The organism is uncultured Streptococcus sp. (assembly GCF_963516515.1).
Classification (GTDB): domain Bacteria; phylum Bacillota; class Bacilli; order Lactobacillales; family Streptococcaceae; genus Streptococcus.
Genome location: NZ_CAUQCJ010000004.1, coordinates 12,579 through 24,746 on the forward strand (window position 1 = coordinate 12,579; position 12,168 = coordinate 24,746).

The 12,168-nt window shown below is 39.8% G+C and carries 13 protein-coding genes; 4 read left to right on the forward strand and 9 right to left on the reverse strand.

Going from position 1 to position 12,168, the window contains the following annotated elements:
• Positions 1-68 precede the first annotated feature (68 nt).
• The 3 genes from secA to RYL77_RS01445 form a co-directional block, all read right to left on the reverse strand.
• Complete coding sequence (secA, locus tag RYL77_RS01435) at positions 69-2,582, reverse strand: preprotein translocase subunit SecA (RefSeq protein WP_315009304.1); 2,514 nt, start codon at positions 2,580-2,582, stop codon at positions 69-71.
• 145 nt (positions 2,583-2,727) lie between these two features.
• Positions 2,728-3,015, reverse strand: a complete 288-nt coding sequence (locus RYL77_RS01440) for a hypothetical protein (protein WP_042900510.1) — start codon at positions 3,013-3,015, stop codon at positions 2,728-2,730.
• Positions 3,009-3,584 (reverse strand): phospholipase, encoded by a 576-nt coding sequence (locus tag RYL77_RS01445; protein WP_315009306.1) that lies wholly within the window; start codon positions 3,582-3,584, stop codon positions 3,009-3,011. The genes RYL77_RS01440 and RYL77_RS01445 overlap by 7 nt, the downstream gene beginning before the upstream one ends.
• Positions 3,585-4,047: 463 nt before the next feature.
• Between RYL77_RS01445 and rgg1518 the strand changes: the two genes are divergently transcribed.
• Complete coding sequence (gene rgg1518 / locus RYL77_RS01450; RefSeq protein ID WP_315009308.1) at positions 4,048-4,899, forward strand: Rgg/GadR/MutR family transcriptional regulator Rgg1518; 852 nt, start codon at positions 4,048-4,050, stop codon at positions 4,897-4,899.
• 221 nt (positions 4,900-5,120) lie between these two features.
• Here the strand turns inward: rgg1518 and RYL77_RS01455 are convergent, their stop codons facing one another.
• The 6 genes from RYL77_RS01455 to nrdR all read right to left on the reverse strand — a co-directional run bounded on the left by RYL77_RS01455 (position 5,121) and on the right by nrdR (position 10,130).
• The gene (locus tag RYL77_RS01455; protein WP_315009310.1) at positions 5,121-5,471 is read right to left on the reverse strand and encodes a hypothetical protein; all 351 of its coding nucleotides are present in this window, start codon (positions 5,469-5,471) and stop codon (positions 5,121-5,123) included.
• A gap of 84 nt (positions 5,472-5,555) precedes the next feature.
• A complete protein-coding gene (der, locus tag RYL77_RS01460; protein ID WP_315009312.1) occupies positions 5,556-6,866 on the reverse strand; it encodes a ribosome biogenesis GTPase Der in 1,311 nt (436 codons plus the stop codon).
• A 13-nt stretch (positions 6,867-6,879) separates the two neighbouring features.
• Positions 6,880-7,593, reverse strand: coding sequence for an NADPH-dependent oxidoreductase (locus tag RYL77_RS01465; protein WP_315009314.1), 714 nt, complete (start codon positions 7,591-7,593; stop codon positions 6,880-6,882).
• Positions 7,590-8,486 (reverse strand): primosomal protein DnaI, encoded by an 897-nt coding sequence (gene dnaI, locus RYL77_RS01470; protein WP_000446508.1) that lies wholly within the window; start codon positions 8,484-8,486, stop codon positions 7,590-7,592. The genes RYL77_RS01465 and dnaI overlap by 4 nt, the downstream gene beginning before the upstream one ends.
• Positions 8,487-9,656, reverse strand: a complete 1,170-nt coding sequence (locus RYL77_RS01475) for a replication initiation and membrane attachment family protein (RefSeq protein ID WP_315009315.1) — start codon at positions 9,654-9,656, stop codon at positions 8,487-8,489. It abuts the gene before it with no gap.
• Entirely contained in the window at positions 9,657-10,130 is a 474-nt protein-coding gene (gene nrdR, locus RYL77_RS01480) for a transcriptional regulator NrdR (RefSeq protein ID WP_001203672.1), read from the reverse strand.
• Positions 10,131-10,269: 139 nt separating this feature from the next.
• Between nrdR and RYL77_RS01485 the strand changes: the two genes are divergently transcribed.
• From RYL77_RS01485 to RYL77_RS01495, 3 genes are read left to right on the forward strand one after another with little or no spacing between them, the layout of a single operon-like run.
• Entirely contained in the window at positions 10,270-10,635 is a 366-nt protein-coding gene (locus tag RYL77_RS01485; protein WP_020901665.1) for a GntR family transcriptional regulator, read from the forward strand.
• Positions 10,636-10,639: 4 nt separating this feature from the next.
• Positions 10,640-11,335, forward strand: coding sequence for an ABC transporter ATP-binding protein (locus RYL77_RS01490; protein WP_004256110.1), 696 nt, complete (start codon positions 10,640-10,642; stop codon positions 11,333-11,335).
• Positions 11,336-11,350: 15 nt separating this feature from the next.
• Positions 11,351-12,118, forward strand: coding sequence for a hypothetical protein (locus RYL77_RS01495; protein ID WP_315009318.1), 768 nt, complete (start codon positions 11,351-11,353; stop codon positions 12,116-12,118).
• The last annotated feature ends 50 nt before the right edge of the window (positions 12,119-12,168 follow it).

Genomic DNA, 12,168 nt, shown 5'->3' on the forward strand with positions numbered 1-12,168 from the left:
TATAAAGCAAACGGATACCAAGTAAAAATTTACTTTTCACAAGGTATCCGCCTCTAAACTATCTCATTTTATTTTCTTTTACCGTGACAGTTTTTAAACTTCTTACCAGAACCACATGGGCAAAGTTCATTCCGTCCAATCTGGCTCAAATCCAAATCTTCAGGCATATTTGCTTGGTGGGCAGCGATATTGCGAGTCGCTGTTGTACTGATATGGTGTTCTGCTTGTGGTCTTTCTTGTTCATGAATTTGTGCTTTCATCATCAAACGTGTCACATCAAACTCAATCGAACCAATCATATCATTAAACATACGGAAACCTTCTGCCTGATACTCAACAACAGGGTTGTTCTGAGCATAGCCACGAAGTCCAACTGCGTTACGCAATTGATCAAGAGCATCGATATGATCTGTCCACTTGTTATCTACCACTCGTAGAATCAAGACTTTTTGGAATTCTTTAACTGCTTCTTCATCGCGTAGTTTTGAAACCTGACTATCGTAAACTTGCAAGGCACGTTGGAAGAGCTCTTCCTTGATAGCCTTATCAGACAAGCCTGACAAGTCTTCCATCGTAATAGAATCTTCTGGAAGCAAGTTGTACTTAGCAAAGTTCAAAATTGCTTCTAATTTTTCATCCTGTTTTGAACGCGCATGACCATCAACGACACGACCAATCGTACGTTTAATCATAGCCTGAATTTCAGGTGCCAAGTCACGGTCTGCAGTGATGACATCATAACGTTGAGCATAGATAATCTCACGTTGTTCACGCATGACATCATCGTATTGAAGGACTTGTTTACGAGTATCGTAGTTATTTCCTTCGACACGTTTTTGTGCCGCCTCAACCTGACGCGTCAACATACGAGACTCAATCGCCTCTTCAGACATGTTCAAGCGTTCAAAGATTCCCTTCAAGCGTTCAGAACCAAAACGTTTCATCAAGTCATCTTCAAGAGATAGGTAGAATTGTGACTCACCTGGGTCTCCTTGACGACCTGAACGTCCACGAAGCTGGTTATCGATACGACGGCTTTCATGACGTTCTGTACCAATAACACAAAGTCCACCTAATTCGCGAACCCCTTCACCAAGCTTGATGTCGGTACCACGACCGGCCATGTTGGTTGCGATAGTAACGGCACCACGTTGACCAGCATTCATGATGATTTGGGCTTCTTTATAGTGGTTTTTAGCATTCAAGACTTCGTGAGGAACGCCAGCTGCGACCAATTTTTTAGAAATATAGTCACTGGTTTCAACCGCTACTGTACCAACCAAGACAGGTTGACCTTTTTGGTAACGAGCCTTAACGTCTTCGACAACCGCCTTAAACTTAGCTTCAATACTTGCATAAAGAAGGTCTGAGTGGTCAATACGTTGAACAGGACGGTTTGTTGGGATTGGAATAACACGAATGTTGTAAATTTCACGGAATTCTTCTTCCTCAGTCTTACCTGTACCCGTCATACCAGACAATTTCTTGTACATACGGAAAAGGTTTTGGTAAGTGATTGAGGCAGATGTCTTGGTTTCATCCTGAATTGGCACACCTTCTTTAGCTTCAATAGCTTGGTGCAATCCATCAGAATAACGACGACCTTCCATGGTACGACCTGTAAATTGGTCAACGATCAAGATTTCTTGCTCTTCGCTCACCACATAGTCAATATCGAGAAGCATGATGTAGTTGGCACGAAGGGCGTTATCGATAAAGTGAGTCAGAGCTACATTTTCGATATCATAGAGATTTTCAAGTTTGAAGTAGCTTTCAGCCTTGTCAATCCCTGAATCAGACAAACCAATAGTCTTAGACTGCACATCGATGATGTAGTCGTCTTTATCCAAAGATTTTACATAGTGGTCTGCCATGTGATACAACTGACTAGTTTCAACTGCATTAGCACCTGATACGATCAAAGGTGTACGCGCCTCGTCAATCAAGATAGAGTCAACCTCATCGACCAAGGCATAGTTAAGCGGACGTTGTACCATGTTTTCAGCGCGAACGACCATGTTATCACGAAGATAGTCAAATCCGATTTCTGAGTTGGTTGAGTAAGTAATATCACACTCATAGGCTTCTTTTTTCTCCATTGGAGATTTGGCAGCCAAGTTAATCCCTACTGACAAACCAAGCCAAGAGTACAATTCACCCATCTCAGTCGCGTCACGTTCTGACAGGTATTCATTGACCGTAACTACGTGGACCCCTTTACCTGAAAGGGCATTGAGGTATACGGGCATGGTCGCAGTCAAGGTTTTCCCTTCCCCTGTACGCATCTCTGGCACGTCACCATGGTGAAGAACGATTCCCCCCATGACCTGAACCTTATATGGGAAGAGACCTAGGACACGTTTGGCACCCTCACGGACAACCGCAAATGCTTCATAAAGCAATGAATCCAGTGATTCTCCATTTTGATAACGTTCTTTAAATTCAACTGTTTTTGCTTTTAGTTGGTCATCAGTCAAAGCAGCCATTTGGTCTTCGTATTTGAAAACCTTGTCAGCCATCTTTTCTAGACGACGGATTTCTCCTTTATCATTTTCGATAATTGTTTTTAAAATATTAGCCATGTTTTTCCTTACTTTAAATTCCGAATATTTTAGAATGTTCTTTTAATTTTAGCACAATTACTGATTATTTTCAAGGAAGAATCCCCATTTTGAAAAGGAAAAAGAGGCTAGTTTCCAAGCTAACCTCTCTGACTTTTATGTTGGTTTAATTGCCAAAAATTGGCAAAATCGCAAATAGGATAAATAGATTAATCCAAAGAGAAAAACAGCAGATCAATCCAAAAACAAAGAGACTGACTTTCTTGGACAGCAAGGCCATCAAAATCGACAGAATTCCAAAAACTAGCAAGACTTTCTGTATGCTGAAGAGGTCAATCTTCCCCCCCAGAATCGGACTGCCCCAAGGAAGAAAGAAGAAAGCAATCCAGATCAACAGAACTAAACCAATATAAACCTTGGAATAGCGTGTAATAAATGATTTTAGATTCAACATCCTATAGCTCCAATCGTTTCAAAATAAACTCTGATAGCATCCGCAACCCATAAGGCACTTTCTGGTATCCAACGTCTGTTAACTTTTATAAAATCGACTAACTGACGATTACACTCACAATTAGCTCCAATACCAGCTCCCCACTTGTAACATCTATCATGATTTTGGCAACCTTGATCCAAAACGTCTACCACAGGTAAAGTAAATCCTTCCCCGTCGTAACCAGGACCACAGTAATTCCCGTGAACAGGCAATCCTGCCTTAAAATATTTAGCAGGTGTAAACGTATTTGAACTATAGTCTTCGCTTATTGTCTCTACCAATAAACCCATGTCAATTACATCTTTCGCTTGTTTATCTTGAACCGCTTTATCATAATCAAAATAAATCCTATCTTTATCTTTTACAAGATAACTCTTCAACAATTCTCCGTTACGAAAACTTCTATCGCTAACTTCCAAAGAGTTTAAGTTATCATGTGAATTAGAGTCTGCAAAAACATTTTTTTCAGCAAATAAAAGTAAAAAGGCAGATAAAGCAACTAAACAAATTTTAACGATAGTTTTCATGACTACTCCTCCTAATAAACATAAGTTATAAGCTAAATACACAAACAATATTTTTACCAAAAGAAAGTTAATTTTTGGTAAATGTACTAAATACACATAAACTTAAAGCTTGTCAAATGAGTTTAAGAAATACATGTTTTATATTATTCTAACAGATGATATTTCATATCTTCTCCTCCTTATCTATAAGCTATAAAATATTTAAGTTTGGCTATAATAAAACTACAAAAAATAAGTACGTCAAACTTAACTAAAGAATATAAATAACACATCAATTAGTCACTCCCAAAACCATATATCAAACCATGGTATTAAAGGCTCCCAATCATTACAATATATAACAAAATTAAGTGAATCTTCTATTTCCATGACTTTTTCCCTTCTTTTTGATATAATAATACCACCTTTTTTCTACGTTTTTTATAAATGTAGAAAATATTCACATTTTTCTAGGAGGATAAATATGAGATGGGATTATGGACAAATTTTTAAAGAAATTCGAAAGTCAAAAGGATTGACCCAACAAGATGTATGTGGACAAGTCATACATAGGACAACTCTAACAAATATTGAACACGGTAAAGTTATTCCCAGTTTTGAAAACATGGTATTTCTTCTTGAACAAATTGATATGAGCTTAGCAGAATTCAAGTATATATGCAACGAATACCACCCTAGTGAAAGACGAGATATTATTATAGAGAGCCAAAATCCATCTATTCTTCAGGATACTAGAAAAATGGTTAAACTTACTGAGAAATGTCAAAAATATCTTATGACACATCACGATGTTCCTATTCAAAACATCTATCGTCATACAAAAATTGTCACAGAGTTACAAACCAAAGGATTCAAAAACAACCACGTCTTGAAAGATTTGTCTGAAGAAGTTTGGGACTATCTTGAACCTATGGATACATGGTACATTAGTGATTTGAAATTGCTAGGAACCATTCTCTTTTTCTTTCCTTCAGAAAATCTTCCCCTTCTTATTGATAGAATTATGAAAACCATCGAGAAATATAAATACTTCCGAGAAACAAAAGTATTTTTATCATCTTTTTTAGCCAATCTCTCCACTGTATATTTTCAACATCATTTATTCAAAGAATGTGAAACAATCACCCTACAACTTTTGGTATTAGCAGAAGAATTAAAAATATACGATATTCTTGGATTTTCTCAAGTACGCTTGGGAATACTACAACATAACTCCGATTTGATTCATAAAGGAATAACTTTATTACAATTAACTAAAGAAGAGGCATTAGTTAAATTACTCGAAAAAGAAATTAATGATTTTTCAAACCTATAATTTGTAATAACTCTCATCATTTTATTATAGTATATTGGAATAGAATGCAAACAAATTGATTAGGGAATTTAAAGCAATTTATACCAGTGATTTAGCACTTGTATTGTATTATTCCAGATTCATTCTACTATACAAGACGAACACTTCTCTCAGGTTTCATAATCAAAATAAAAACGACTGTATCTATAGCCGCATAAATAAATCATAGATACAGTCATTTTTTAGTTCCTACCCCTTTCTTTATTCACGCCTTTAGACTTCCCTAGTTCTCGTCTCAAGCGAAGCATTTTTTTGAAACAGAAATAAGTTGACCTATTCAGACCAATAGCTAGCAGAATAAAAAGAAACCAAATGCCCCATAACTTGATATCTGTCACATTTCTCAAGACGATATTGAAAAACAGAACTGAAACAACTGTCCAAGCAAGGCTAAAAAGAGCATAGAGGGGGATGTAAAACCAGTAAAAATAGTAAAAAATTGGGAAAAATTTACTATTTCTGTTGGTCTTTTCAATCCAGTTATCAAAATAAAAGTAAGGTGCTAAAAATAAGAATTTAAACAAATGTTTCATCACCACCCCCCTCTATTTGATAGCGTTTTCTTTACCTTCATTCTATCAAAAAAATCTGGAAATGTCATTCCAGATTCTACTTTTTTATTTACGTTTTCTTGCGATGAGATGGATTGGTGTTCCTTCAAAGACAAAGGCCTTGCGGATTTGATTTTCCAAGAAACGCAGGTAAGAAAAGTGCATGAGTTCTTCTTCGTTGACAAAGATAACAAAGGTTGGTGGTTTGGTTGCCACTTGGGTTGCATAGAAAATCTTAAGGCGTTTTCCTTTGTCTGTTGGTGTTGGGTTGATGGCAATGGCATCCATGATGACATCATTCAAGACAGCTGATGGAATACGTGTGTTTTGACTTTCGCTGATTTGCTTAATCATTTCAGGAAGTTTGTGGAGACGTTGCTTAGTCAAAGCTGATACAAAGATAATCGGGGCGTAAGGCAGATATTGGAACTGCTCACGGATATCTTCTTCCCAGTTTTTCATGGTGTGGTTGTCTTTTTCAAGCGTATCCCACTTGTTGACCACGATAATCATTCCTTTACCAGCTTCATGGGCAAATCCTGCGATACGCTTGTCGTATTCACGAATGCCTTCTTCCGCATTGATGACCATTAAGACCACATCTGAACGGTCAATAGCTCGCATGGCACGCATGACAGAGTATTTCTCGGTATTTTCATAAACCTTACCAGACTTACGCATACCAGCCGTATCAATCATGGTAAACTCTTGACCATCTGTATCTGTAAAGTGGGTATCAATGGCGTCACGAGTTGTTCCAGCAACAGGACTGGCAATGACACGGTCTTCTCCCAAGATAGCATTGATCAAGCTTGATTTTCCAACGTTGGGACGACCAATCAAGCTAAACTTAATGACATCTGGATTTTCTTCTTCATAGTCATTTGGAAGATTTTCTACGATAGCGTCTAGCACATCCCCTGTACCGATCCCATGGACAGATGAGATAGGCAATGGTTCACCCAAACCGAGGGCATAAAAATCATAGATATCATTTCGCATCTCAGGGTTGTCCACCTTGTTAACCGCGAGGATAACTGGTTTGTGGGTCTTATAAAGCTTACGGGCTACGTATTCGTCTGCATCGGTAATCCCTTCCTTACCAGACACGACAAAGACGATAACATCTGCTTCTTCCATGGCAATTTCTGCCTGGTGCTTGATTTGTTCCATGAAAGGAGCATCGACATCATCGATTCCTCCTGTATCAATCATGCTAAAAGAACGATTGAGCCACTCCCCCGTCGCATAGATACGGTCACGTGTCACTCCTTCGACATCTTCTACAATGGAGATTCGCTCACCAGCGATCCGATTAAATAGGGTTGATTTCCCAACATTGGGACGTCCTACAATGGCAATAGTTGGTAGGGCCATAATTTCTCACTTTCTACAATAACTTCTTCTGTTCAAGATTTTTTCTAGTTGAGCTTGGTTCTGCTTGACCAAACTGTTCTGCTAGACGCTGACTCCAGCTTGTGGTCGCACGCGCCCCAGCATAGTCAGCCTGTACACGGTCATAAGCCTCAATCACATCAACTGTTTGTTCCTGATATTCTTCCTCAAAAACCACCTGATGCAATGGCAAGCGAGGTTTGACTTCATGTTCTTCATTTGGTAAACCTAGTGCCATCCCAAAGACAGGATAAGTGTAGTCAGGCAAGTTAAAGAGCTCTGCCACTTCTTCTGACTTGTATCGAACCAAGCCAATGATGACACCTCCATAGCCCAAGCTTTCAGCTGCCAGCAAGGCATTTTGTCCAGCAAGAGACGCATCAACTGAACTAATCAAGAGGCCTTCTACACCTTGAGGTTGGAATGAATCCGTATGGAGTCGTGCTCCTTTTTCTGCACGGTTCAAATCTCCGACAAAGAGAAGGAAAACAGCAGACTGGCGAATAGCTTCTTGAGGCACCAATTCATACAAGGCATCTTTCTTCTCTTGACTTCGTACCACGATCACAGAGTAGGATTGGAAATTCTTCCAAGACGAGGCCATTTGGGCTGCTGTCAGGATTTCAGTCAAGTCTTCCTGAGGAAGGGCTTGCTCCTTAAATCTGCGCACTGAAGTGTGAGCCTTCATTAATTTGATTGTTTCTGTCATCGACGGTTTACTCCTTCTAAACGAGTCTCCTCAGCCAAATAACGGATGCGTTCCATGACGCGTCTGGCTTCCCAGGTTTCGTCATTTCCATGCTTCCCTTTAGCGAAATGCTGCTCCAATTCTTCAAAGTTGAAGTTGGAGGTGAAAAAGGTCGGTAAATTTTCCTGCATCCGATATTGAAGAATGACTTGCAGGATTTCATCACGTACCCAAGCTGTTGATTGCTCGGCACCAATGTCATCTAAAATCAGGACTTCAGACAGTTTTATCTCATCTACCAAAGTCTTGACATTACCATCACCAATAGCATTTTTGACATCAATGACAAAACTAGGATAGTGGAGGAGAGTGGATGAAACACCACGTTTTTCTGACAAATCATGGGCTAGGGCAGCCACCATGAAACTTTTACCCACACCAAAGTCTCCATATAGGTAAAGACCTTTTCGAATAGCTGGATATTGCTCCACGAAGGCTAATAGCTTTTCAAAAACTGGCAAGCGCCCCAAATCATCCAAGTCAACTTGAGCTAAACTAGCTTGCTTGAGACTGGCTGGCAGATTGATTAACTTGAGACGGTTCTTAATAGCCGCTTCTTTTTCCGCTGCGATTAGTTCAGGAGTTTCTTCGTAAGAAACGTCCGCATAGCCATGATTCATAACCAAAATCGGCTTGTATCCTTTGGCAATATAATCCGTATCCCCACGGAGAAACTTGTCACGCTCGGTGATGTACTGATTAAACTTGGAAATGCTGCGATTTAATTCCTCTGGAGTAAGGGATTCTTGCTGGATAAAGGCCGCAACATCAGGGTCCTTCATGATTTTCTGGACCAAATCTTGATAATGAAAACGGCTAGGTTGACGTTTGAGTACGTCTCCGACACTTTCCATCTAATCTCCTCCTTTTTCTAATCGAGCTAATAGTTCTTGTTTCTTACGTTCTAGTTCCAGACGAGTTTCCTCGCTGGTTTCATTCTTATAATCTGGATTGCTCCACTTGGGTACATTGGACTTGGCAGGACTCTGTTTACTGCCTTTTTGAGCCTGGCTCTTCTGCCCTCGCTCACGGATGCGCAAGACTGCCTCTTCTGCCGAATGAATCTTTTGATAGGCGTAATCATTGGCTACCTTCATGGCATATTTCTCATTGATATTTGCCGAATCTACCTTATTAAAGGTCAATAAGAGAATGATATTGATGACTTCGTCCAGCAAACCCAAGCCAGACATCTGTTGCAAAAGTTCTCTTTCTGTTTGGGTAATACTTGCCTTACGAGTTTGCTTGATTTCTGCTAAGAACTGCAGGGCAGTTTTACTTTTAGCCTCTTTGATAATGGTTGCTTCCTTAGGATTAAAGTCAGAGGAAACAGGTTTTTGAGCAATTTTTTCCCGCATGCGTTTGGTTGAAATAACCTGGGAAACAGCTGTTGACTTGGCCAATTGATAGGTTTCAAACCAAGTCCATTTCTTCTCCTCAGCAATGGCAAAGAGGTTTAAGACATCGGACTGCTCATCCGCAAAACGAAGCCCATCTCGAGCCATAAGCTGACGAAAATGGTCCAAGTCAAAATCGTTGGCCACTTTCTTCTTGAGACCAAGGTCTTCTTGACTTCCTAGTTCTGCCAAGTCTGGAAAGACTTGATTGAGTGAGACAGGTATTTCTTCTCCCTCAGCACTCTCAACTTTCAAATCCTCCACAGCTGCATCACCAATCTTTTTCTCCAAAAGTCTGCGATAAACAGGATGCTCCAAGAAATCTTGACTCGAAAGAGGAGCATGGAGGGCTAGCTGATAAACGTCCCCCTTTTGATAGAGGGTCAAGAGATTAAAAGCAGATAGGATTTTCAAGGATTTTAAAAGTCTGTCCATCCCAAAATTGAGATGATTGAGAATGCTTGAAAAGAGGTATTCCTTTCTGCCATTATCCCAAAAACTAATCGTATAAAGATAAAGGCTCAGTGCCTCCTGACCGATAATCGGGAGGTAGCACTGTACCAGAGATGAGGTATCTTGCGACACCCGATTATTCTTTAGATAAGAAAAACGGTCAATTGGCTTCATTTATCTTTCCTTTTTCTTTTTAGAGGACTGGGTGATTTGTTGGAGCAGGCTCTCTAACTCACTGACATCCTTAAAACTACGATAGACACTAGCAAAACGTACGTAGGTAATCTCATCCAATTCAGCCAACTCCTCCATGACGAGTGAACCAATGTCCTCACTTTGAATTTCATTTTCATTTCGACCACGGAGTTTCTGTTCGATACGATTGACTACCATGTTGATTTCATCACTTGACACAGGACGTTTCTGGGCTGAGCGGATAATTCCATTAAAGATTTTATCTCTGGAGAATTGTTCCCGTGTGCCATCTTTTTTAACAACCACTAAGGTTCTTTCTTCTACTCGTTCGTAGGTTGTAAAACGGTGCTGGCATTCGTCGCACTCACGTCTTCTACGAATAGTGTTCCCTTCTTCTGCTTGGCGACTATCGATAACACTTGACTTGGTAGCCCCACATTTTGGACAACGCATCCTTTCCCTCCTTATCGTTTTCTTTTCATTATACCATTTTTTAAACGATTCCCAAAACAATTCTTCTTTTTGCTTGACAAGTTTTTTGTTTTGTTGTATTATTTAATTAAGACAAAAGGATAAGAGAAAGGAGACCAAGATGTCCTGGACATTTGACAACAAAAAACCCATCTATTTACAGATTATGGAGAAAATCAAGCTTCAGATTGTTTCCCATACACTGGAACCCAATCAACAACTTCCAACCGTGAGAGAGCTAGCTAGCGAGGCTGGTGTCAATCCAAACACCATCCAAAGAGCCTTGTCAGACCTTGAACGAGAAGGATTTGTCTACAGCAAGCGAACAACTGGACGATTTGTGACTGAGGATAAGGAACTGATCACCCAATCGCGCAAACAATTATCAGAAGAAGAATTGGAACACTTCGTTTCCTCCATGACCCATTTTGGCTATGAAAAAGAAGAACTACCAGGCGTAGTCGGAGATTATATTAAAGGAGTTTAAGCCTATGTCATTACTAGCATTTGAAAATGTATCCAAATCTTATGGAGCAACACCAGCCCTTGAAAATGTTTCTCTTGACATCCCAGCTGGAAAAATTGTTGGTCTCCTTGGCCCAAACGGCTCAGGAAAAACAACCCTGATTAAACTAATCAATGGCCTCTTACAACCAGATCAAGGACGTGTCCTTATCAATGACATGGACCCAAGCCCAGCAACCAAGGCCATCGTGGCTTATTTGCCGGATACGACCTATCTCAATGAACAAATGAAGGTCAAAGAAGCCCTAACCTACTTCAAGACCTTCTATAAAGATTTCAATCTTGAACGCGCCCATCATCTACTTGCAGACCTAGGTATTGATGAAAATAGTCGCCTCAAGAAACTGTCAAAAGGAAACAAGGAAAAGGTACAACTGATTTTGGTTATGAGCCGTGATGCTCGTCTCTATGTTCTGGACGAACCCATTGGTGGAGTAGACCCTGCTGCTCGTGATTATATCCTCAATACCATTATCAACAACTACTCCCCAACTTCTACCGTTTTGATTTCTACCCACTTGATTTCTGATATCGAGCCAATCTTGGATGAAATTGTCTTCCTCAAAGACGGAAAAGTCGTCCGTCAAGGAAATGTAGATGATATTCGCTATGAGTCAGGTGAATCCATTGACCAACTCTTCCGTCAGGAATTTAAGGCCTAAGCAAAGGAGATTATTATGTTTTGGAATTTAGTTCGCTACGAATTTAAAAATGTTAACAAGTGGTATTTAGCCCTCTACGCAGCCGTGCTCGTTCTTTCAGTCCCCCTAGGAATGCAAGGACACTACTATAATTATATATCTTTCAAAGATAGCCAACCTTTCCTATTTATCTTTCTGGCTCTCGTCTTTGGCGGCTTGATAATTACACTTTGGATTTCAACCATTTTCTTGATTATCAAACGCTTCAAAGGTAGTGTCTATGACCGCCAAGGCTATCTGACTTTGACCTTGCCAGTTTCTGAGCACTATATCATCACAGCTAAATTAGTCGGAGCCTTCATCTGGTCTATACTTAGCTCGGCTGTACTGGCTCTAAGTGCTTTTCTTATTGTGACTATAACGGTTCCAGATTGGATGTCACATTATGACTGGTTCCCACTTGTAGGAACATACCTTCCTCAACTCTCTCTTGTGGGGTTATCCTTCCTACTAAATACTATTTCTGGAATCCTCTGCATTTACTTAGCCATTTCCATTGGACAACTGTTTAATGAATACCGTACCGCACTTGCTGTTGCAGCCTACATTGGTATCCAAATCGTCATAGGATTTATTGGAGTTTTCTTCAATACCAGTACTAACTTCTATGTCAATTCACTTGCAGGATTTAATGATAATTTCTATATGGGAGCAAGTACATCCATTATCGAGGAACTCATTTTCATAGCTATCTACTACCTCGGAATCTACTATATCTTGAAAAACAAGGTTAATTTGCAATAGTTTCAAAATCAAAAAGGATAACATCTCATCGCAGAGAGGCTATCCTTTTT